We start from the raw sequence: 22,703 nt of genomic DNA, 5'->3' as shown, positions 1-22,703 counted from the left end.
CAAATGGACTGCCTTTATCAAAAGAGTTATACGCTAGATTGGCCGATAGTGAGTGAGATACGGCATGTTTTAAAACATATCCTTACTGCAATTAGTGTCAAGCACCAAGACATTGATGCTGCAGGCCTTGTCGCAACCGAGTATTTAACTAATTTACTACGCCACACAAAGAAAAATGATAAGCCTTTGTTATTTAGTATATTTAAAGTATCAAACCAGCAGTTACGAATTGAATTTAAAGATTCATTTAAAAGTTATGATATTTTTAATAATCACTCATCAAATTGGGAAATAGACAGTGGTGAGCTTGTTGAAGGGGGGATGGGGGTTGCGCTTATCAAGCATTATTTTCCTAATGCTAGCTATAATACTCATCATCAATTTAATACATTTTCTTTCTGTTTAAACAATATCGATAAGCGGCCAACATTGATATACATTGATGATGATAAGTCACAATTGGCTCTGCTTAAAGCCTATTTATCCGAACATTTTCAAGTAATTTGTTGCGAAGACATTGAATCAGGTTGGCAAGAGATCCTCACCTCGGGTGCGACGATTTTACTGTTAGACCACAAGCTTAAAAATGGTACGAGTGAGCCGCTATTAAAACGACTAAACCAGTCAAATCTAAAAATTAATTTATCAGTTGTTATGCTCACGGGGGATGACAGTGAAGAGTTGATAAAAAGAATTAATATGCTCGGCGTTGATGATTATCTAGTTAAACCTGTTACCAAAACTAGATTACTGCAAAGTATTGAAAGAATTGTTCATCGGTTCTCTGCTTTAAAGTACTTTGTTAATGAGGAAAGAGCGCCAACCAAACGTGAGCTAGAAACGTATAACGCTTATAATTTTGGCTCAATTATAAGCCAAATGGGGGGAGATTTTTGTTTGTATCCCCACCAGCATAGCAACGCCGTGGTAATTGGCGATATGATGGGACATGGTCTAGTCGCTTTAAAAGAGAGCTTTGCTATTAAAGGTTTTTTAAGTGGTTGTTTAGCAACAGAGATCCCTTTAGAGACCGTACTACCTATGTTGAATAGAGCCCTATCTGAGCAGCGCTTATGTAAATCAAGCTTAGTAACCTTGTTGATAATTTATATCGAAGATAATCGTTTACATTGGTTCAATGCGGGTCATCCTGCGCCTTGTGTTATTAATAAACAAGGCCGTTTAGAGCAGCTAGTTGGCACAGATCCTTTGCTTGGCCTTAATGATCAACATCAATTTAAGCATTACCAATATGAACTAGCTGAGGTTGAGCACATATTAATCTTTACAGATGGTTGGTTAGATAACCAGCACTTAGATGAAGTGGATCAAATAGTATCGAAATTAAACGCAAACAAACTCTACAATGAAGATTTTGCATATGGTTTATGGCAAGCCAGTCAAGTGAAGTTATCTGAAGAAGTTGATGATGCATCACTCATTGTGATCAACAAACACTAAAGTTTGAGTTTACAAACTGAGCGATTTCACACTAAGCTATTAGTAAGGTTTTGTATCATAATCACTTTATCTCAACAGCTATTAAAATAAGGACATACCAATGCCACCTAAAATTCTCATTGTTGAAGATACTGAGTCACTGGCTTTAATGTACCAGTCATACTTAATACCCACGGGTGTAAATACGCGCATCGCTTACACCGGCGAGCAGGCGATAGCTGCTTTAGAAGAATTTCAACCAGACCTGATCATATTAGATGTCATGCTGCCGGATATGAATGGCCTTGATATTTTATCATCATTAAATGCTGAGAACTCTCCGCAGGTAATTGTCTTAACAGGCCATGCAACAAAAGAAATGGCCATTAAAGCAATTAAATTAGGTGCGAGTGACTTTTTAGAAAAACCCATTGAAGCGGATCGTTTTCGGATCACTGTAAATAACGGATTAAAACTAAAAGACTTAAAGCAAACCGTAAAAACATACAAAAGTACCTATGAGAATGGACAGTACTTTGATTTGATTGGCAGCTCTGCTGAAATGCAATCTGTTTACCAAATTATTAAATCTGCCTCAGCAAGCAAAGCAACCGTTTTTATTACTGGTGAAAGTGGTACAGGAAAAGAATTATGTGCCCGTGCAGTGCACCTAGCATCTCCGCGTGCAAATAAACCCTTTGTTGCTTTGAATTGTGCCGCAATTCCTAAAGATTTAATTGAAAGTGAGATTTTTGGACATTTAAAAGGCGCATTTACAGGGGCCATTGCAAACCGTGAAGGGGCTGCCGGCCAAGCTGATGGAGGAACTTTATTTTTAGATGAGCTCTGCGAAATGGATATTAATCTTCAGAGTAAACTCTTACGCTTTATTCAAACTGGTTGTTATCAGCAAGTAGGGAGTGAAAAAGAGGTTAAAGTTGATGTACGTTTTGTTTGTGCAACAAATCGTGATCCTTTGCTTGAGGTTAAAGAAGGGCGTTTCCGCGAGGATCTATATTATCGTTTACATGTTATTCCTGTCACTTTACCACCTCTTAATCAACGTGGCAGAGACGTTATTGAGATAGCAGATGCCTTATTCAAAAAAATTAGTAAAGAGGAAGGGCGTAGTTACAGGGGCATGTCTGATGCTGTTAAAAACATGTTTTTAAAATACAGTTGGCCGGGTAATGTTCGACAGCTAGAAAATACAATTAGAAATATTCTCGTACTTCACAATGAGGATTATATAGAAACAAATATGATCCCTGCTTTACCTCATAGCCAAAACCAGTCAGTCGAAACGGCAGCTTCTGAACCAAGTCATAGGGTTAAAACACAATTTGAGGATAATACGCCTATATCTTCAGAAATAATTTCAATTGATGAAAAACCAGCAGAGTTTTCTCAGTCAGATATAGAACCCCTTTGGTTAGTTGAAAAACGCTATATAGAACAATCTATCGATGCTTGTGATAACAATATTCCAAAAGCAGCGGCCTTGTTAGATGTGAGTCCTTCAACACTTTACAGAAAAATCAAGAGTTGGGAGGAAATGCAGGTAAGCTAGCGGTATAAACCTTATTTAATTGTTCAAATTGCTGTTTACCTGAAAAACGTTGCTCAACTAATTGCTTAGCATTTTTGAGCATGTTGCGCTTTTGTTCAGCACTGAGTGATCGTAAGTAATTTAATTGGTTTACTAATGCATCAGTGCTTGAATCAGTCATTAGTAAGCCATTTTTTAAATGTTCAATGATTTTCACAAGTTGGCCAACAGGTGCAGAAATCACTAGTACACCATTAGACATTGCTTCAAGGACAACCATAGGTAAACCTTCAGCCCTTGAACAAACAACCAATACATCTAAATGTGGCCAAATTTGTTCTGGCTCACATTGTCCATGATAAGTTATTGCTGTTAAATCTAATTCACTTGCCATTGGTCCATCACCAAACATATGAAAATTAAGATATTCAGATGAAAACTGTTTAGCTGTTTCAATAAATATATCAGGGGCTTTCTCGTAAGATAAGCGGCCAACAAAGCCAACGTTAATTGGCCCTCTCTCAATGTTTATTGAGTGCTTAGATTTATTATTCAAACTGATAAAGTTTTCCAGTAGTTCTGCTTTGTAAATCTGTTTTGAAAGAATATCTGAAACGGCAAAATTAAATGAAAAGTAGCTTAAAAGCTTATCAAGCCTGTTATATAAATAAACGAGTCCCTGACCTTGCTCACCGGCATGATAAGTAGATATACAACGGCGACTTTGCATTAAGCAAGCGAGCTTGCCTAATATACTTGCTTTATAACCATGAGTATGAAGTAACGAACTAGATGGTAACCCTTTGATAATTTTGTAAAAATCAAAAAAACTTCCGCCCGCAAATTGGTAGTCAATATTTGCATTATCTAAACGATTGTAAAATGCGATGTTATTATGATCTTGATAAAACAAAACTGAGCTTTTAATATTATATTGTTCAAGCAAATTGCATAGGGCGATGATATGGCTTTCGATGCCGCCAATGATGCTTGAATCTACAAATAAAATAACACTGTACTTCATATCTACTCCAAGGAAAAAACATGATAGATACTGCTACATTTGCACAATTGCAACAGGATGTTGGTGAAGACCTAGCAAAACAGCTACTACAAGTGTACCTCACTGAATCCACACAAATTGTTAACGATATTGCTGATACAACAAAACAAGCAACTATTTCTTTAAATGCTCATAGTCTGAAAAGCAGTAGCCGAAGCTATGGCGCGCTTTCTGTAGGTTCTATTGCTGAACAAATTGAGCACAAAGCCAAAGCTGAACAATTCGATCATGAATTGCATGATTTAATCGAGACACTGCAAGACCAATTTTCACTAACACTAAAGCATGGAAACAGCTTGATCAGTTCGGCTTGATTTATCAGCCTCCAAAATTAATGGCATTTTAAGTATCTCACCAAAAACTGTACTAAGTTGTTCAATATCATGTTGCTGATTTGGTGTTTTAATCACATCATCAAAATGTGAAACAATTTCGCTAAGTGCGTCGTGTGAAATACTTAAATCACAAAATGAATATCCCAGCATACTTTCAAGCCAATCAACGGGTTTTAAATCTAATGATTTAATTACACTTGTTTCTTTTGCAATATTTTCTATAAACACTCGACACGCTGAAGTCATGTTAATTGCTTGAGCGATATCTTCTACAAGCATAGCTGGCATAACACTGGTTATTAGGCTACCAGGACCAATTAAAATTAAGTCAGCATTATGTATTGCTTCAACAGCACCTGGAGCCGCATTTACATTTTGAGATAGAGTGACATATTCAGGTAACTGAGTTAGCGAGTCTATCTGGCATTCACCAATAATTTTTTCACCGTTTGGTAAAACAGCTAATAAATCGGTTGGCTCATCAGACATTGGCAAAATGGTTTCAGAATTGCCCAACATCGCATTGAACCAAGCTATTGCCTGAGTCGCAGAGTTAGTTTGTTGTGATAACCCTAGCAGTGTTAAATTACCTAAACTATGACCATCTAACTCACCGCCTTCAAAGCGATGGTGAAATACTTTATGTACTAATGAGTCATCATCGGCAAGTTGTAGGCAACAACGTCTTATATCACCTAAAGCAACGCCCCCCTGACTATTTCTTAGTTTTCCTGTACTACCACCATTATCAGTTGTTGCGACAATTGCAGTGAGTTCTGCGCAATGTGGTCTAATTGCACTAAGCATATGAGATAAGCCGTGGCCACCACCAATACATACAATTTTCATTTGATTCACCCTAATTAGTTCATACCAATTAAAAGCATAAGGCATACCATTTTTAAGATTTAGCTAATATGATGAAATATCGATAATTTTTTAAAATATATATGGATGAATCTAATTCTTTTTTCTATATTTGCATTATGCGATGCAATTTTTGATAGGAAAAGCCATGGCGGGTATTAACTTAGAGCAATTACCAATTGTGCTAAGACAGTTTAATGGAATAACAGAAAATCAAACTGTTAAAAAAGAACTTCAAGTTTTACTGAATCCTTATTTTAGTTTTAATGAGCTTTGCTTAATTAATATTGAAAACAATAAAGCATCAGTCGAAATGCGTACTATGAAGTATTTCGATTTTGAAGAAACATTGTTTATTGATGCTTTGATTGATGACTCAATGTTATGGGTTGAGATTAACAATAGCAGCATGTTTAGAACCCCAAGCAATGTAGAGAGTGCTTTAGTCTTTCAAGTAAAAACAGGATTTGGTAAAGCTCAATGCCTGGTATTTTTATCTATTGAACCAGGAGCTTGTTTTAACGAACTTGAATCAATGCCATTACAAATTTTACTTCAACAAGTTGCACATCAATTAGAACATCAAACGAGGCTTAACAGGCAAAAATTTCATTCGACTTCACTATTAAGCCGTTTAGCTGAGCTTTCAAATCTATTTAATGACTTTGCCAGTGAATGGTTTTGGAAAACCACAGAAAATAATCTTTTTACAAACGTATTAACCTCAAACGTAGCAAACAATCTATACAAAAGGCATTTCCTGAATAAAACATTTGACGATGTAATAACTGAACATGAACAAACGCAGTTAAAAAAGTGGTCTCAATTTAAACACTTATTGTCAGAACAAAATGAATTTATAGATTTTGAATTTGAGATAAATTCATCACCTCAAGCTTGGGTGTCTTTTAGTGGTAAACCGCAATATGATGCAAATGGCCATTTCAAAGGCTATATGGGTATTGCAAAAGATATAACAGTAAATAAAGATAGAGAGTATGCACTTAATCTAGCGAAGAACAAGGCTGAAGAAGCCAGTCTTGCAAAATCGCAATTTTTAACTGTTATGTCGCATGAAATAAGAACCCCAATGAACGCCATTGTTGGCATGTTAGAACTACTCGCTGACTCTGAGTTAAATGAAAAACAGAGTAGGTGGTTAAATTACGCTAATACTAGTGCAGACCTTCTTCTAGATCTGATAAGCGATGTTTTAGATTTTTCAAAAATCGAAAGTGGCTCACTGCAACTTGATGTCAAAGCGACAGACATTTATACATTGGTTAAAAATATCGCTTCTCAATTCTTAGAAACAAGCCAAAGCACGGGCGTTATTTTTTCATCTGAAATAAAAACGGAATTACCTAAAACTATCGATATAGATAGTGCTCGCGTTGGACAGATCCTATTTAATATTTTAGATAATGCGATTAAATTTACTAAAGTTGGTACTGTTAATTTTAAAGTTGATAGTAACGAAAAAGAACTTATTTTTGAGATCTCGGATACAGGGCAAGGTATGTCTCAGTCTCAACTTGAGACAATCTATGACGCTTTCAAACAACATGATGATGGCGTAAACAGGCAAGCTGAAGGGATAGGTCTTGGGCTGAGTATTACAAAAAGTCTGGTCGATCTTATGAAAGGAACTATCACTGTTGTTAGTGAGCCTAACGTAGGCACTAAATTTACGATAGTGATACCCTTTACCTTGGTAAAAGAGACCACTCACACACAGGAACAAGAACAGTCACTTGAGCCGATTTCTATTTTAGTAACAGAAGATAATAAAACGAATCAGGTGTTAATTAAGACATTCCTAGAAAAACTTAACCATCATGTAACACTTGCAGATAACGGCCAGCAGGCAATTGAAAAAGTGCAAGCAAGTACTTTTGATTTGGTTCTTATGGATATGATGATGCCGGTTATGGATGGAATAAGTGCAACTAAGTACATGCGCGAGAAACTAAACCTCACCATACCTATTGTGGCATTAACTGCAAATGCTTCTAAACAAGATAAGAGCGCTTGCTTAGAAGCAGGAATGGACAAAGTGCTTACTAAACCAATCAGATTTCATGATTTAAATCGTGCTTTACGTATTTTATTCAGCCAATAAAAAAGCCCCAAATTGGGGCTTTAAAATAAACAATGCTAATTTTACAACACCATTGCCGCAACCCAGCCAGCAATCAGTAGTGGAATATTAAAGTGGATAAAAGTAGGCACGACAGAGTCCCAAATATGGTCGTGTTGCCCATCTGCATTTAGGCCAGATGTTGGGCCAAGTGTTGAATCAGAGGCAGGGGAGCCTGCATCACCTAGCGCACCAGCAGTTCCAACCAGTGCCGCAGTAGCCATAACAGAAAAGTTTAGTTCCATACAAAGTGGTACAAACAGGGTGGCTATAATTGGCACTGTCGAAAACGAGCTACCAATGCCCATGGTGATTAATAAGCCAACGAGTAAAATTAACGCAGCGGCAAGGGGTTTGTTACCCTCAATCATTCCTGCGGCAGAGCTAACTAATGAAGCTACATCACCGGTTGCTTTCATCACTGAAGCAAAACCTTGCGCCGAAATCATAATAAAGCCAATCATCGCCATCATAGCAATGCCTTTACTAAATACATCGCCGTTTTGTTCAAGTTTTACAACACCGAATAAGGTAAATATAGCTACCCCAACAAGACCACCTAGGATCATAGAGCCACTAATATTTTGTGCCACTAATGAACAAAGTACGGCGGTAATTCCCACTGCTAAAACCTTTTTAGGCTGTTCAATGACAACCTCTTGCTGTTGCTCTGTTAGGCTGTGAGACTCGTAACTACGGCGTTTTCGATAAGATATAAACACCGCAACCAATAAACCAAATAACATCCCAATGGCTGGAATGATCATTGCCATCGGCACTTGAGTATTAACAATCTCTAAGCCATTTTCAGTGAGGTTCTTGTGTAGTATCGAGTATAAGTAAATGCCACCAAAACCATAAGGTAGCACCATATAAGAGGTGGCTAAGCCGAAGGTTAAGATACACGCAATAGCACGTCTATCAAGGCGTAACTTGTTAAACACAACAAGCAGAGGCGGAATTAGAATTGGTATAAAAGCAATATGTACGGGTATCAAATTTTGCGACGAGATCGCACACAGCAAAATAATACTTAATATAAGATAACTAAGCGTCGTTTCGCCTTTATGGCTATTGTCGTTTACTTGCTTTAGTAACTTAGACGCTAAAATACGTGTTAAACCTGACTTAGAAATAGCCACCGCAAATGCACCTAACATCGCATAGCTCAGTGCTATTTCAGCGCCGCCCGATAAGCCATCATTAAATGCATTTACGGTTTGTGATAAACCAAGGCCTGCGGTCAAACCCGCAACAATTGCGCTTACCGTCATCGCCACAATGACATTAATTCGACAAAGTGTCAGGATCAGCATCAACATAACGCCGACAATTACTGCATTCATATTGTTCTCTATTTGGCTGTTTTGAGAGAGTTTAACAGAACTCGTACGCGGTTTTTGCGATTTTGGTTATATGATTGCTGTTGATAACGTACTTCGATGATTATTTGCTCAAACTCACTTAAATATGCCTCTGTTCTAGGCTTTTGCTGTTTAATTAAAGCAATATTTTGCAGTGGCGTGTTGGTATCAACTGGCTCAATGCCTTGCTTTTTTGCCCACAGGTATAGCTTAGTGATGTCATCAACCAGCGGCTCTCTACTTCGAGTAGGGCGTTTGTTATATAAGAAATAGCCAGTAAAGCTTAGTAATAATGTACCTAACACAATTAAAGGTGTTAGCCATGCTGACTTATTGCCAAACAGAGAATCAAATAAACTTTGTTGTGATTCTTGGTCAAACGTAAGCACCCAGTTAGTCCATTTATAGTCGAGCTCTTCAAGGTGAATTCTAAGCCAGTTTATTGCTTTAAAATGACTCCAACGTTTTAAACCAAAGTTAAGATTGTCATTAAAGCTTTCGTTTAAATCCCCCAGTTGTGATAACGAACCGTTTAAACGTTCCGGGGCAACAACAGCGGTAGCATCAAATATATGCCACTTTTCATCAAAGAACACTTCGACCCAAGCATGCGCATCATATTGGTAAATGTTAAGCGTAGCGGCTTTAGTTTGTTCTCCGCCTAAATAACCCGACACAACACGGGCAGGGTAACCGGCAACACGAAACATAAATGCAGCGGTGCTGGCATAGTGACCACAAAAGCCACGTTTGGTATCAAACACAAATTGGTCTAGCGTATTATCACCATACATTGGTGTAGGCGTTAATGTGTAAGCAAACTGCTGATTAAAGTAATCAAGTAGCGCGTTAAAGTAACCTTGGGCATTTTTATGTTCAGCAGCCAGCTCTTTTGCCAAAGCTGTTGTTTGTGGATTCGTTGCTTTCGGTAAGCGGGTGTATAAGCGTTTTTCAAATTCATTTAGGCTCAACGAGGCTTGGCTACTCGTTACCGCGTATTTAATGTTTTTGTTTAAGTTACCTTTGCGTTTTAACAAACCATTGTAGGTTGAGTGCACATCAGAATTATCACTTTGCGCAAAGCCAACTGCAAAAAGCCAATTTGAAGATGAAGGCTCTGCAATAACCTGATAATTAACACCATTACTTTGAGTAATTGTACGGCGAATTGGGTTATATTGTTGCGATTTCAAAATGTCCGATATTAACCATTCACTGCCATTAAACTCATCATGAATAAGGCTGCGCCAGTAATAGGGGGCTTGTAAAGCTTGCTCTGGCTGTTGTTCTACCCGAAAAACTAAGTCATCTGACTCTGCTAATTTCGCAATCGAAAAGGGGTTAACCTGCTCTGATAACCCCGTTTTAGCCAGCTTTGGCCCCGGTAGCTGCCAAAATGCGGGTAGCTTAGGTAAAAATAAAATCAAAAATGCTGCTATGGGTAAGGCTAGAAGTATGGTTTTAAAACTTTGTTTGTTAGCGGCCTTAAAGCTTTGAGGGCTAGTTAAATAGCCTAGTACCGCGAAGTTAACAATATAAAGTACACTGACTATCAAGGTTTCAAATAATCCTTGATGAAACAAATACACCGTTGAAAGGTTAAAAAACACCAGTAAACACACAGTTTGATACTGTTTAACGGTTTTCGCTTGCAGCAATTTAAAGCTACTAGCAAGTAGCATCATCGAGACAAATAACTTTACGGTATCGCCCACACCAACCAGAAGAAATAAGGCAACTAAGCAAACCGCAGCCAAAATATTCGCCAACAACCCATTTAGTTTTTTATAAAACTTACCTAAAAACAGGTTTAAAAAGCTAAGGCCAGCCAATATGGCTAAGAATGGAGTCGCTACTTCAGTAAACAAAAAGCCACTGGTAACAATAAACAGCAGTGATAAAACAGTATTTATAAGCGGCGTATTCATACTTAAAACTCCGCTAATGCTTGCAGGCAGGCTTTTTGATGGTTGATTCCTTGGCCTTTTGCAATGTGTTTATTGGGTAAGGTTAACGAAAACGCCATGTGTTGGTCAGTTAATTGATTAACCAAAAAACATAACTGGCTTAATCTATGCTCATTATTGCCACTCAACATATTGAAATTAAGCGCTAATTCCTGTGATGCATCACTGGTAAATTCTTTCGTTAATAGTTGCTGAGTTTTAGCGAAGTGTTTCCACGATACCTTATTAAGTGCTGTACCTTGTACGAAAGGGGTAAGTTGATAAAAGTCATCATTACCCGCTTTAACTTGAGCGTTATCACCGTCGTGTTCGTCATTGTCATGGAGCTGAGTATCAAGCTTTTCAGCGGTGATAGGTTGTGGGTAAACATAAACCGTTTCGGTTGGTTCAATGTAACTCCATACAGACACTAAACCAAATGGAAAGTGGCTAATGATTTTAATTCTATCAAAGCCATAAGCACCACGTTCACTACATTTAAGCGCTATTTCAACGGTCTTTTTCTCTTTGTTTTGCAGTGATACAGTTTCAGATTCAAGGTTGTCATTAACCAGTTTTATAAGCTCACAGTGTGATCGTGCGTGAATTTGAAAACGCGCAATAGGGGCTTTTGGCGCATAACTTTCGATTACTGACTGGTATTTAACCGATAAACCTCGCACATTTTTATAGCCGGTGAGTATCGCAAATACTAAAACAACCACCATTAAATAGGCCATGGCTAAAATCAGGTTATTTTGATAGTTAATGCCCATCACAAAGTTCAGTAAGGCAATTAGTAAAAACTGCCCACCAAGTTTTGAGGGTAATACATAAATTGTTTTATGTTGAAGCTCAATTTCGTTGGTTTTATGCTTGTTTTTTAATAACTTATTAAAAACTGACTGACGAAATTGATTAACAAAAGCAGGGCGCTTAAACATGTTTTATAAGCTTACAGGCACATGTTTAAGTGCATAGCCGCTGTCACCAGCGTTTAAGCCAAGCCTGTGATCAGTCACACTTGGAAAAACCGCTTGTACATCTTCAGGCATTACAAAATCACGACCTTCAATATACGCCCATGACTTTGCAGCGCGGGCAAGCGCAATACTGGCTCTTGGTGATAATGGGTTTACAAAATGGTTATCTTGGCGAGTAAACGCAACGAGCTCAAGAATATAATCAACCACCGCGCTGCTTATCGTTACAGTGTTTATTTCTTTTTGAATAACAGCAAGCTGCTCAGGGTTAATGCGCACAGGCAAGTCGTCATAATTACGATTATTTAAGCCTAAAATGAGGTTTTTCTCAGCGTGTTTATCAGGAAACCCTAAACTAATGCGCATAAAAAAGCGGTCTAATTGTGACTCAGGTAACGGATAAGTACCAGATTGATGCACTGGATTTTGCGTAGCAATTACAAAAAATGGTGATGGTAGGGCGTGTTTAACCGAATCGACCGTCACTTGTTTTTCTTCCATTGCTTCTAACAGTGCACTTTGTGTTTTAGGACCTGCACGGTTAATTTCATCACCTAAAACAACTTGGCTAAATACCGGACCTTGATGAAAAGAAAAACTATGTTCTTTAGCATCAAAGATGTTTGTACCAAGAATATCAGAAGGCAATAAATCGCTAGTAAATTGAATACGTTGATACGACAAGCCAAGAACTGCGGCAAGTGCATGAGATAAAGTGGTTTTTCCCATGCCTGGTAAATCTTCAATTAACAGGTGGCCTTCACTAAATAAACACGTAAGGGCGAGTTTGATTTGTTGTTGCTTACCAAAAATGACCGTTGATAGGTCATCGATAATGAGTTGGATTGTCGAATTCATAAACTACTTAATTTGTTATGGTTTCCATCAATTCTAGACGTTTCATAACAGAGTCGACTTTTTTTGCGTTGAATGGTTTGGCGATAAAACCTTTAGCACCTAATTCCCAGGTGTTTTGCACATTCTCAAGACTATTATGACCAGAGCACATAACAACGTGCGTATGAGGATGGTGGTCATTTAAGTATTCAAGAATTTCCGTACCGTCAGTGTTAGGTAGTTCAATATCAAGAAAGATTACGTTAGGCGACTTTTCTTCAATTACGGTTTTAGCTGATTCAAAATCTCGACTTTCTAAAATATCGTCAAAACCAAGACCAGTTAAAATTTGATTTAGATAGTCGCGGATATCTTGGATATCATCGATTATCAGAATAGGTTCTAACGGCTTCACAAATTCCATATCGTTTACATCTTATCGTTACATCTCAAGTTGATAGTTTTAATATAAGTCATGAGATAACTAAGCTCAAGAAACAAGCACTAATAAAATGAATAATATGATAAAACACCACCTTAATGTCCGATACCGTCTAGTATTGGACTTAACATGCGCAGAGAATAGGTATAGCTATGTAGAGACACTTTACTTCCTATAATTTATATTATGTTAAATAACATGTTTATCTTTATAAGCAGGTTCATTAGTCGTTAGATTTTAAGGTTTTTCAGTCCTTTTTTTGACTGATTTGGGTTTTTACGGTTTTATAGCTTTTTATGAACTGCTCATTTTTACTTTGTAAATTTTCAAGACGACTTACTTCATTCCAATAAATCCACAACGCTGAATTTTACGAATCTAGATTTGAAATGCCTTTCTTGTATGGCTTCCAAAAATTTTGTTTTCACTGCCCGTAACCGTTATGGCTTTAAGTTCATTAAGTATGACTGGTTTCTACAACAAGCTGTTCGTTATAACGAAAGTCATGTAGATGCCCTACAAGCCCAAATTGAACACTTGTATGACTTAGTTGAAGCCAGTGAAACGCTGAAAATCATTGGTAATGACTTAAGCACGGGATTGGAGCCTGGAGAGTAAAGGATACAAAAAAGGCCGAATGAGCTTTACTTATAGCTGATTACGTTCAAAAAATTTGATTAATTATTATTTTCACTCTTTAAGTTTTTCCTTTCTTTCTCTACTTTAAATTGTTGTAGTCTTAATTTAAATTTGAACTTATATTCGTTATATAAAGTGTCATGTTCATTTTTATTTCTGAGCTTCATATCTTCTAAATTATGAATAATAATGATTACATTATCTATACATTCAGATTCGTGAATTATAGAAATTAAACTCTCTAGATTGTTGATAGCTTCATCGTAAACAACTACGTGGTCTTCAAGCATTTTCTCTGCTTCTGCATTTAGAAGTTCATAATTTTCTTGGTCATCTAGATCTATTAAAACAGCTTCATTACACAGCTCTCTAACCCGATTAACTGCAATAGTTTGATCGGCTGTCATTTCTGAAATGAGCTTTATAGCATCTCTTTTTAGTGTGTTTAATTCTAAAAACTCATTATGTAGCCTTGTTTCTTTGGCATTTTTAAAGGTCATATGACTAATGTAAATCGCTGCACCACCAATGAACATTGTAACTAGTGGCTGTAAATAGCCACTAATTATCAAAACACACTCTATAAACTTGATCATTATTAAGTTCTTTTGAAAATAATTGTTTCAAGTTTCGCTAAATCTGTCCTTTTACGCAACCAAGACTAAACTTTTTACGATCAATGTTCTCTATTGATTGCAGCTCCTGAACAGTCCCCCCCATAAATTTAACTTGGTTAAGTATGGTTTTATCTGGTTCCTGTGGTCGTTGTCTAATAGTCTGCCGCCATACTCTTACGGCACAACTCACTCAAATAAGACGGCGCCTTACTTACCCTGGTAACTTCTGCAATTTCATCTGAGATTTCTGTAATAAAAAATATAGGCAAATTTATTTGTATCTCACATAATCAGACTAATAACTCTTTCACTTTCCCCAATTAAACGCCCTAGCAACTCCCAGCCCAATTTCATGTAGCACCACAAAACCCGTGCCGTAGAGAGTGGCCCAAACTGGGATGATGATAAAATCGAGGGTTGAGGTGGATGAAGAAACAGCGACTTCTTGGTAATTTGTAAGCCATGGGTAAATTCAATATCGTCATTTGTAATTTACCTACAACCACCCTAGCACGCTTATTTGTAACTGGCTATTTTATAAACCAATTTGCTTATTGCAGCCGATGCTTTCTACAAAGTATTTATCATGGCTTACAAGTATAAACCCGCCTTTAAAGCCCTGTAATGACTTAGCCAAGAGCTGTTTTGATTCAAGGTCGAGATGATTATCGGGCTCATCGAGTAACAAGAATGCAGTACTTTCAATATTACTGACGATACACATGGCGAGCTTCATTTTTTCACCGCCACTTAAAAGTGCGGCATGTTTAAAAACAGCGTCTTTTCTAAAGCCAATACTGGCAAGTAGAGTACGTGTGGTGCTTTCATCTAGGTTTTTACAGTAAGTCATCACGTTTTCAAGCAGGGTTAGCTCGTTGTTTATTAATGTAAAATATTGGTCTAAATAATAGAGTGCTTGATTGCAATGTAACTGCCCTGCTTTTACTGGTATGTCGAAAATAAGCGTTTTAAGTAAGGTTGATTTACCAGTGCCATTTGCGCCCGCTAAATGAATTTTATCATCACTGAACACCTGAAAATTAAGCGGCTTTTTTGTGCCATGTGCTAATGCAACGTTCTCCAGGCTAAGTACTTTATGGTGCTTAGCTGTATCTGATTGCACTAAATAAAATTGCTGCGCTTTAGTTTGTTCAAGCTTGCTAGAAAGTTGTTGCTTATTACGAATGAGTTCACCTTCTCGCTTAGCGGTGTTTTTACTTTGTGATGATAAATTAGCGCTGGCTTTGTCTTTTTTAGCATCCATCAACACTTTAGGCTGACTGCCTGACTTTCTTAAGGCTGCGCCCTGACATGCTCGTTTTTGTGCTTTTTGCTTCTGTAGTTGTTCAGCTGCCTTAAGCTTACTTTGCTGTTTAACAATGTGGTTTAACTTGTTTTCAAGGGCAGCAACTTGCTGCTGCTTTTGTATTTGGTACTCAGAAAAACAGGTACCATATTGTGTTAAACCTAGGGTTGTTAGCTCCCAAACTTCATGGGCTTGTTCTAATAATTCTTGATCGTGACTTATTAGTAATAATTGCCCTTTAAAGTTGTGTATTTGCTTTATAAGCCAGATTTTACCTTTTGCATCTAGGTGGTTTGATGGCTCATCCAGTATTAAAATGTCGGGCTTTATGCAGGTAAATAGTACCCAAAGTTTTAATTGACTAAGTTGACCGCCACTTAAATGTTTGCTTAATGAGTAAGGGGTTTTGTTGTTTATGCCAAGCCTGACAAGTTCTGCATTAAAGCGCTCTGCTAAGTCCCAATTGCCTTCAAGTAAAGATAAATTTTGTTCTGTAACTTGCCCTTGGTTTATTGCATCAAGGGCTTTAAACACAGGCTCTAGCCCAATAGCCTCTGCAATTGTTTTGTTATCAGCCTGATTTACATCGTTCATTTGTCGGTAAACGCCAAGGGTTGAATTACAAACAACCGTACCAGAGCTAGGCTCTTTTTGCTTAGCAAGTATTGACGCTAATATAGATTTACCGCAGCCGTTCCTGCCGACTAACGCGGTGACTTTAGCAGTAAGTGAAAATGAAAGGTCGTTAAATACAACATCGCCATTGCCATGTTGGTAACATAAATTAAAAGCTTGAAGTTGTGGCATAGTGCCTCCTGTATTACAGGGGCATAAGCGCTTGATCACACGAAAAGTAATATTATAAAAGTGATAGTGAGCAACGCCTACTAACCCTGTTGGTCCAAAAAGATAAAAATGAAATTGGATAACAGGTTTAGTTGTTCATGTTGGCGGTAACTCCTAAAAAGTGAGGCTAGATAATAACCACCCAGTGCTCAAATAGCAACGAGTTATGATAGTCTTAAATTATTAGCTGCTTAAAGGAATGTATTTTGAATTTAGTTAAAAGCCCTCTTGCCTCGCAAAACCCCATTCAAGTTAAGATGGAAATTAATGAAAGTAAACGTGTATTTGTTATTGGCGATTTAGATGCAGATTTAACTAAATTTGAACAGGCGCTTTGCTCTGTTAATTTTAATCCAAGAGAAGATATTTTGTTTTCACTGGGTGATGTGATTGATCGGGGGGAGTACAGCATTGCGTTACTTTCTCGTTTTAAAGAGCTTGGTGTACATATGTGCCTTGGTAACCACGAGCATATGTTGCTTGAGTCTTTACTTGCAAAGGATAAAAGTTACTACCGTTTATGGGTTGAGAATGGCGGCCGTTGGCATCTAGAAGCAACCGATGAAGAGCTCGCCTTTGCCTGTAAGCAGCTACTTCAATGCCCGCTTTCTTACTACGTTGAATATGGCACTTTAAAAATTGGTTTATCGCATACCACCTGTGCTGATTGGGATTGGCAAAACCCTGCACAAGATATACAACAAGCGACTGGCGCTTTACTTTGGGACAGAAGCTTAACCAAAGCGAAAAAACCTTTAATAAATCCAAGTATCGACTTTTCAGTGCATGGTCATAACACAACCAAAAAGCCCTATTGGCTTGGCAATAGTTACCATCTTGATACTAATTATCTCAGCGGTAAGCCTACCATTATTGAGCTTAGCACGCTGATCAAGCAGTTTTCATCAATGTAAACTTGCCAGTCGTTCGACCGTTTTCTCTTCAAGGTATTTTTTGTAGGTTAGTCTTGCATGCCACAACTGCTCATCTGTTTCTTTAATGTAGATGATTGGGCCAGCAGTTTTGCTTGCCAGGCTAGTTAGTTTACTGTATTCACGCGTATCAATTTTGCCATCGCTAAAGTAGCTTTGTGCGGTACGTAGAAATTCATCGTCTTTATAAATATCACTATGCCAAATAAGCGAGCGATACATACTAGCAGTTATTTCGGTGGGCTTATCGTTTGAACGAAAGAGCTTCACTTCGGTATAAATAGAATTACCGGTGAATACAATCCCTATTAACGACAACGTCGTAAGAGTCATCATCCATTTCATGCTCTATTCCTCTCAGTTAGGTACTAATTTAACTATAGGAGAGAAAGATGAATGTATGCTGTTTATTTAATCAATTAGAATTAGCGTAACTATTTGCAGGATACTTAATTATTGTTTTTAGTCCCTAATTTACTGCTTTGGGGTTTAAACATAAATTTGTGTATTAGGCTAAAAGACCTAATACACAAGCATAAAATTAATGAAGCGCTGCTGTAAATGGAATATTTTTACAGATTTCGGCTTCTGCAATTAGAATTTCTTCAAGGCGTGTATCAACCTCTTGCTTATCGAAATACTCGTAAGCAAGTTCAACGAATAAGTTTTTATGTTTTTCTTCTGATTTTGCAATCGCGACATAAAACTCTTTTTCTTTGCCTGCAGGTAAAGCCTCTGCAACAAGCGAAAAGCGCTCGTGTCCGCGTGCTTCAATAACGCCTGCTACTAATAAACGGTCCATTAAAAATTCATCACGTCCATTTCTGAATACCGCACGAATTTGTTTGATGTAAGGATCTTTTTGGTCATTGCCAAGTGATACATCACGTTCCATTAATAGCTTTAAAACTTGCTTAAAGTGAATCATTTCTTCCAGTGCTAAGTCTGTCATGGCTCTAACAAGCTTACGACGGTCAGGGTAATGAGAAAGCATAGACATAGCCATACCAGAGGCTTTTTTCTCTGCTGCAGCATGATCTTGTAAAAAGGTATCGAAGTCAGCTAAGACACCTTCTGTCCATTCAAATGGCGTGTGGTATTTCAATTCAAACATGATAAGGAACAACTAAACTTATAATGGCGGCGATTTTAACGTATTTTACGTGTGATTATAACCAAGAGATTTATCAATTTTACCACTTCGGGTAGATGATACTTTATCTGGGTGTTTTATGTCATTCCACGCTGTGACTTTGCCACCCATATTCAGCTGTTTAAAGCTAATTGGCTGCTGAGTGTTTAAAAACTGCTGAAGTAATTGCGGGCTGTTTGAGTCTGCTACATTAAGCGTTAATAACTGGTTTGTACGCCCTTTAAAGTAGTCTGCCACTTGCTGTTGGTGACGCTGATAACACGCTGTTAAGTATTCATCAGATTCTAACTCTGCCAAGCTATACTGACCAAACACATCAAAATAACAGCGCTTTAAATGGCTATTAAAGCCACCGTCTGGGCGCATTAAATTAGTGTGCATGCGTGCTAATAACTGCCTTATAGATGGCAACCATTTAGTTAAATCGCGCTCGAGGTTGATAAAACGGCTATTTGCAAAGTGCTCATCAAGCAAGGCGTATTCACTAAAAACTGGAGTATCAGCAATAACATCTGCACTTGTAATGGCTTGTTGGGTATAGGCTGTGTGGGCGGTTTTATAACCGAGTTGTAAAAAGCTGTTACAGATACTAGTTGTGCCGGTTCGTGGTAAACCGATTATAAAAATTTTAGAGCTCATGGCACCTGATCAAATGCTAACCACAGCGATTTGTCGTTGACTGGGGTTAACCTTGGTAAATCATAATTGTGCAATTCTATAACAATTTTGTCGTGTAGGTGGGCGTTTTTTATAAAGTTTCCGTTGTACTTAAAAAATAATTCGTCAAATTCACCACTTTGCTGCATAACCTTAATCCCCTGAGAAACGGCTTTAGCAATATTAGTATTATGTTTATTAAAAAAGAAATAGATTGGGCTTTTGTATTTGAGCATTAGATGCGGCAGAACGACCAACGGCATTCCTTCTTTAAAATACGCAAGTTCATCTTGGATCTCTAATACTGAACGAGGAAATAAATCCCCCCTTCCTCTATCTAACATTACAAACAATGATTCAAAGTCCATTGCCGTTGCCACTGTTAAACCGTTACTTGTTAGAATTCGTGTATCTGGCCAATCTGTACCCTGAACTAAGTTAATCGATTTTAAATCATCAAGAGATTTTAGCTGTTTCAACCTCGGTAACTTATCTTCTGTAGTAAACATTAATCGCCAACCAAATAAGCCTTTAAATATAGGAACTCGTAGAGGGAGCAAAGTGTCTTCACGCTCTTGGTTTGTCATGCTCCAAGTAACATTGATAGATCCAGTCGTTTCAATTTCTTTTAAAACACGATTTTGGCTTAATAATTCAGGTGCGGGTGATAAGGTAAACTTATAACCACTTCTTTTTAAAGCTGTACGAAGAAGTATTAAAGGATAAAGTACTTCTTCGTCTAAGCTATCCATTGTTTTAGGATAAACAACATGTAAAGTGGTTGGTGGTGTTACGCGATTTTTCTTGGCATTAATTGTTTTTACATTGGCAAATAAACAAGTTGAAAATAAGAACAACAAACATGGAAAAACAATTTTTAGCATATCAGAAAACCTGTGTAACTAATAACATCACAGCGCTAATCAAAATAGTAATGAAAGTAAGCATCATACCTAATACACGTAATTTCATCAGATTATCAGCAAGTGCGTAACTATGACAAAAACGACCAGCAACCAGCATTGCACCTAAAATATAGCAATAATGGCTTGGGAGGCCTTGGTACTCTAATAAAAATAGCAGGATCAACGAAAAAGGCACATATTCAATAAAATTAGCATGAGTTCTTATAGCTGCTTGTAGGCTTTTATCTCCCCCGTCACCTAGTGAAATTCGTTTTGCTCTACGTAGTTTGATCACGCGAAAGCTAAGTTGAATGTATAAAATGGCCAAGATGGCAGCAAACGTTGAAACAATCACAGTTTTTCCAATTTTTATTTAAAGTTAGACGCTTAGCATAATTTATTGCTAGGCTGTTAAGTAAGTAGTTAGGTTAGCTCAGTATGATATTTAATGTCTAACAGTTCTTAAGGAAGTGCATGTTTACGCCAAGAAAAATCGCCGATAACTACCGCGAAATGATCAGTAGTATCGGATTTTACCCATCAATGCTCTCTGTGATGTTTTTAGTTTTTGGATTAATTACTACTGCGGTCGAGTACTCGTCATTATCAATGGAATTTAAAAAGCTGATTGGTGTGTTATTGGTCGATAGCGAAGAGAATGCTCGTACCATCCTCAGCACACTTGCCGGCAGCATTATCTCATTAACGGTTTTTAGTTTTTCTATGGTTATGGTGGTGCTTAATAGTGCCAGTGCCAGTCTTTCGCCGCGTGTGTTGCCGGGCCTTATTACCCGTAAGTCGCACCAATTAGTACTGGGGTTTTATCTTGGTAGTATTATCTACACCATATTAATGCTGATAAACATACGCACCATTGGTGATGGAGATATGGGTATTCCATCGCTTGGTATCTTCTTTTCATTGGTGTTTGGTTTAATTTCGCTTGGTTTTTTTGTGTTTTTTATTCACTCAATTTCAAAAGCAATTCAAGTCGATAATGTACTAAACGACTTATTTAAAAATACCAAAGGCGAGCTTAAATACATAATTGACATGCAACAACAAAATCCTGTTGAGCATTTTCCTGAGTTTGATGACTGGCATAGTGTTAAAAGTAAAACAGAAGGTTACTTTAAAGGGGCACATAGCGATAAGTTGTGTGCGTTATGCCAACAGCACGGTATTAAAATTTATATTTCGGTTAAACAAGGCTTCTTTACAGTAAAGGGATACCCGTTTTTAAAGTGTGATACTGACTTATCTGACAAACCTGAACTGGTAGAGCAATTACTAGACTGCTTTATCTTTTATATCGAAGAATATATTAGTGACCATTACCGCTACGGTATGACACAAATTTCAGAAATCGCTGTTAAAGCTATGAGCCCGGGTATTAACGATCCCGGTACTGCGGTAAAAGCCATAGATATGTTGAGTATATTACTGATATTGCGCTTAGATATTTACGATGTGAACTACTCGCTTAAACGTTGTGAGAACAATCAACCGCACCTGTTTATTCACGAAACATCATTCGATGAGCTGCTGCATGATAACTTCACGCCAATTCGTAACTATGCAAAAAATGACGCTTATGTCATGGTCAACGTGCTTGAGGCATTTAAAAACATATTATTTAGAGCATCTGATAACGATAAAGCAACTGATAGCCTATTTGTTTATTTAGGGGCAATTATTGAAGATATAGATAAGCATATTAGTAATGAATACGACCGTGAGCAAATCACTAATATGCTAAAAGCGATTGCTCGTATTTCAGAGCAACAAGGTGAAAAATTGCTGGCAAGGTTTGCCAGCAATCAATAAGTTAACTTAGTTTTCGATTAAATAAACCGCATAGCTGCTTGCGGTAATCGTAAGCTCACCACCATTGTATGCATCAGGTACATAGTTATCTGGTGCAGCTTCTGCCATAACCATTTTGCTGGCACGCATATAAGGTTGGCTACCTGTATCAAGTGGGCTACTTGAAGCTGTATAAAGACCTTTAAGCTCTACCCCATAGTCATTGGCAAATTCTTTCGCCGCAGCACGGGCATCTTTAATGGCTAGCTTTTGCGCTTGCTTTTGTAGCTCTTCGTACTTGCTTGATACAAATTGCGTTTGATTAATTTCATTAATGCCCGAATTCACTAGTTGCTGAAGCATAATTGGGTATTTTTTTATATCACTTAAAGTTACAGACAGGCTACGCGTTACTCTATAACCTACAAACTCTTGCTTACCCGTTTCACGGTTATATTCTGTTTGGCGATTAATCGAGATATTAGACGCATAAATGCCCTTTTCTTCTACGCCTTGGTTTTTAGCGAGCTTAATCGCTTTCGCCATGGTTGCATCGGCTTTGTTTTTCGCGGCAATTAAATCTTTATCTACTTCAACAATACCTACTGTCAGTTTAACGTTATCAGGGATCGCTTTAACCGTTGCATTACCTTGTATATAAATATGTGGCGCATCAGGTGTTGCTTGTGCTAACACATTAAAACTAAGTGCTGCTGCCATAGCGGTAAAAACTAACTTACGCATAATACTGTTCCTTAATTTAAAACTCCGTTCATTATCACCTTAAAGGGTTAATTGAATATGAACAAGCCATTTTACAGATATAAAAAAACAGGCATAAAAAGCCTGTTTTTTCATTCACTAAAAGCGTTCTAG

The 22,703-nt window shown here is 37.6% G+C and carries 22 protein-coding genes; 7 read left to right on the top strand and 15 right to left on the bottom strand.

Annotation, left to right across the window (positions count from 1 at the left end):
• Positions 1 to 3 precede the first annotated feature (3 nt).
• Together IMPJCBKJ_RS10175 and IMPJCBKJ_RS10170 are read left to right on the top strand one after the other, a co-directional pair.
• Positions 4 to 1,461 (top strand): SpoIIE family protein phosphatase, encoded by a 1,458-nt coding sequence (locus IMPJCBKJ_RS10175; protein ID WP_166340143.1) that lies wholly within the window; start codon positions 4 to 6, stop codon positions 1,459 to 1,461.
• Positions 1,462 to 1,561: 100 nt separating this feature from the next.
• Positions 1,562 to 3,010 (top strand): sigma-54 dependent transcriptional regulator, encoded by a 1,449-nt coding sequence (locus IMPJCBKJ_RS10170; protein WP_166340141.1) that lies wholly within the window; start codon positions 1,562 to 1,564, stop codon positions 3,008 to 3,010.
• Here the strand turns inward: IMPJCBKJ_RS10170 and IMPJCBKJ_RS10165 are convergent.
• Positions 2,979 to 4,013, bottom strand: coding sequence for a glycosyltransferase family 4 protein (locus tag IMPJCBKJ_RS10165; protein ID WP_166340139.1), 1,035 nt, complete (start codon positions 4,011 to 4,013; stop codon positions 2,979 to 2,981). The genes IMPJCBKJ_RS10170 and IMPJCBKJ_RS10165 overlap by 32 nt on opposite strands.
• Positions 4,014 to 4,033: 20 nt before the next feature.
• Here IMPJCBKJ_RS10165 and IMPJCBKJ_RS10160 point away from each other — a divergent pair, with 20 nt between their 5' ends.
• Entirely contained in the window at positions 4,034 to 4,366 is a 333-nt protein-coding gene (locus IMPJCBKJ_RS10160) for an Hpt domain-containing protein (RefSeq protein ID WP_054553841.1), read from the top strand.
• On the opposite strand, the gene yvcK is transcribed toward IMPJCBKJ_RS10160, so the two are convergent.
• Positions 4,331 to 5,236 (bottom strand): uridine diphosphate-N-acetylglucosamine-binding protein YvcK, encoded by a 906-nt coding sequence (gene yvcK, locus IMPJCBKJ_RS10155; RefSeq protein ID WP_166340137.1) that lies wholly within the window; start codon positions 5,234 to 5,236, stop codon positions 4,331 to 4,333. The two genes, IMPJCBKJ_RS10160 and yvcK, sit on opposite strands and share 36 nt — an antisense overlap.
• 166 nt (positions 5,237 to 5,402) lie before the next feature.
• Here yvcK and IMPJCBKJ_RS10150 point away from each other — a divergent pair, with 166 nt between their 5' ends.
• Positions 5,403 to 7,376, top strand: a complete 1,974-nt coding sequence (locus IMPJCBKJ_RS10150) for a response regulator (protein ID WP_166340135.1) — start codon at positions 5,403 to 5,405, stop codon at positions 7,374 to 7,376.
• Positions 7,377 to 7,417: 41 nt separating this feature from the next.
• On the opposite strand, the gene IMPJCBKJ_RS10145 is transcribed toward IMPJCBKJ_RS10150, so the two are convergent.
• From IMPJCBKJ_RS10145 to IMPJCBKJ_RS10125, 5 genes are read right to left on the bottom strand one after another with little or no spacing between them, the layout of a single operon-like run.
• Positions 7,418 to 8,740 carry a Na+/H+ antiporter family protein gene (locus IMPJCBKJ_RS10145; RefSeq protein WP_166340133.1) on the bottom strand — a complete coding sequence of 441 codons (1,323 nt, stop codon included), beginning with the start codon at positions 8,738 to 8,740 and terminating at the stop codon, positions 7,418 to 7,420.
• Between the two features lie 8 nt (positions 8,741 to 8,748).
• On the bottom strand, positions 8,749 to 10,686 hold the full coding sequence (locus tag IMPJCBKJ_RS10140; protein WP_166340131.1) for a DUF3488 and transglutaminase-like domain-containing protein: 1,938 nt from the start codon (positions 10,684 to 10,686) through the stop codon (positions 8,749 to 8,751).
• A 2-nt stretch (positions 10,687 to 10,688) separates the two neighbouring features.
• Positions 10,689 to 11,648, bottom strand: a complete 960-nt coding sequence (locus IMPJCBKJ_RS10135) for a DUF58 domain-containing protein (protein ID WP_166340129.1) — start codon at positions 11,646 to 11,648, stop codon at positions 10,689 to 10,691.
• Between the two features lie 3 nt (positions 11,649 to 11,651).
• Positions 11,652 to 12,545, bottom strand: a complete 894-nt coding sequence (locus IMPJCBKJ_RS10130) for a MoxR family ATPase (protein WP_166340127.1) — start codon at positions 12,543 to 12,545, stop codon at positions 11,652 to 11,654.
• Positions 12,546 to 12,552: 7 nt separating this feature from the next.
• Positions 12,553 to 12,948: a response regulator gene (locus IMPJCBKJ_RS10125; protein ID WP_166340125.1), complete on the bottom strand. Its 396-nt coding sequence runs from the start codon at positions 12,946 to 12,948 to the stop codon at positions 12,553 to 12,555.
• A 420-nt stretch (positions 12,949 to 13,368) separates the two neighbouring features.
• Here IMPJCBKJ_RS10125 and IMPJCBKJ_RS10120 point away from each other — a divergent pair, with 420 nt between their 5' ends.
• A complete protein-coding gene (locus tag IMPJCBKJ_RS10120; protein ID WP_166340019.1) occupies positions 13,369 to 13,584 on the top strand; it encodes a hypothetical protein in 216 nt (71 codons plus the stop codon).
• 59 nt (positions 13,585 to 13,643) lie between these two features.
• Here IMPJCBKJ_RS10120 and IMPJCBKJ_RS10115 read toward each other — a convergent pair whose 3' ends face one another.
• Positions 13,644 to 14,201, bottom strand: coding sequence for a hypothetical protein (locus IMPJCBKJ_RS10115; RefSeq protein ID WP_166340123.1), 558 nt, complete (start codon positions 14,199 to 14,201; stop codon positions 13,644 to 13,646).
• A gap of 556 nt (positions 14,202 to 14,757) precedes the next feature.
• The gene (locus IMPJCBKJ_RS10110) at positions 14,758 to 16,335 is read right to left on the bottom strand and encodes an ATP-binding cassette domain-containing protein (RefSeq protein ID WP_166340121.1); all 1,578 of its coding nucleotides are present in this window, start codon (positions 16,333 to 16,335) and stop codon (positions 14,758 to 14,760) included.
• Between the two features lie 245 nt (positions 16,336 to 16,580).
• On the opposite strand from IMPJCBKJ_RS10110, the gene IMPJCBKJ_RS10105 reads away from it, so the two are divergent.
• Positions 16,581 to 17,288: a metallophosphoesterase gene (locus tag IMPJCBKJ_RS10105; RefSeq protein WP_240921024.1), complete on the top strand. Its 708-nt coding sequence runs from the start codon at positions 16,581 to 16,583 to the stop codon at positions 17,286 to 17,288.
• On the opposite strand, the gene IMPJCBKJ_RS10100 is transcribed toward IMPJCBKJ_RS10105, so the two are convergent.
• The 5 genes from IMPJCBKJ_RS10100 to IMPJCBKJ_RS10080 all read right to left on the bottom strand — a co-directional run bounded on the left by IMPJCBKJ_RS10100 (position 17,280) and on the right by IMPJCBKJ_RS10080 (position 20,376).
• Positions 17,280 to 17,651 (bottom strand): hypothetical protein, encoded by a 372-nt coding sequence (locus tag IMPJCBKJ_RS10100; protein ID WP_166340119.1) that lies wholly within the window; start codon positions 17,649 to 17,651, stop codon positions 17,280 to 17,282. The two genes, IMPJCBKJ_RS10105 and IMPJCBKJ_RS10100, sit on opposite strands and share 9 nt — an antisense overlap.
• Positions 17,652 to 17,847: 196 nt before the next feature.
• On the bottom strand, positions 17,848 to 18,420 hold the full coding sequence (locus IMPJCBKJ_RS10095; protein WP_054553873.1) for a tRNA-(ms[2]io[6]A)-hydroxylase: 573 nt from the start codon (positions 18,418 to 18,420) through the stop codon (positions 17,848 to 17,850).
• A 45-nt stretch (positions 18,421 to 18,465) separates the two neighbouring features.
• Positions 18,466 to 19,098, bottom strand: a complete 633-nt coding sequence (locus IMPJCBKJ_RS10090) for a sulfotransferase (RefSeq protein WP_166340117.1) — start codon at positions 19,096 to 19,098, stop codon at positions 18,466 to 18,468.
• Entirely contained in the window at positions 19,095 to 20,000 is a 906-nt protein-coding gene (locus IMPJCBKJ_RS10085; RefSeq protein WP_166340115.1) for a transporter substrate-binding domain-containing protein, read from the bottom strand. The genes IMPJCBKJ_RS10090 and IMPJCBKJ_RS10085 overlap by 4 nt, the downstream gene beginning before the upstream one ends.
• Position 20,001: 1 nt before the next feature.
• Positions 20,002 to 20,376: an MAPEG family protein gene (locus IMPJCBKJ_RS10080; RefSeq protein ID WP_166340113.1), complete on the bottom strand. Its 375-nt coding sequence runs from the start codon at positions 20,374 to 20,376 to the stop codon at positions 20,002 to 20,004.
• Positions 20,377 to 20,495: 119 nt separating this feature from the next.
• Here IMPJCBKJ_RS10080 and IMPJCBKJ_RS10075 point away from each other — a divergent pair, with 119 nt between their 5' ends.
• Positions 20,496 to 21,848 (top strand): DUF2254 domain-containing protein, encoded by a 1,353-nt coding sequence (locus IMPJCBKJ_RS10075; protein WP_166340111.1) that lies wholly within the window; start codon positions 20,496 to 20,498, stop codon positions 21,846 to 21,848.
• Positions 21,849 to 21,854: 6 nt separating this feature from the next.
• On the opposite strand, the gene IMPJCBKJ_RS10070 is transcribed toward IMPJCBKJ_RS10075, so the two are convergent.
• The gene (locus IMPJCBKJ_RS10070) at positions 21,855 to 22,571 is read right to left on the bottom strand and encodes an SIMPL domain-containing protein (protein WP_166340109.1); all 717 of its coding nucleotides are present in this window, start codon (positions 22,569 to 22,571) and stop codon (positions 21,855 to 21,857) included.
• Positions 22,572 to 22,703 lie beyond the last annotated feature (132 nt).

It is taken from the genome of Pseudoalteromonas sp. MB47, from assembly GCF_011319765.1.
Lineage (GTDB): Bacteria > Pseudomonadota > Gammaproteobacteria > Enterobacterales > Alteromonadaceae > Pseudoalteromonas > Pseudoalteromonas simplex.
Note: the sequence above shows the minus strand (reverse complement) of the source record. Positions and strands in the feature narration are given on the sequence as shown.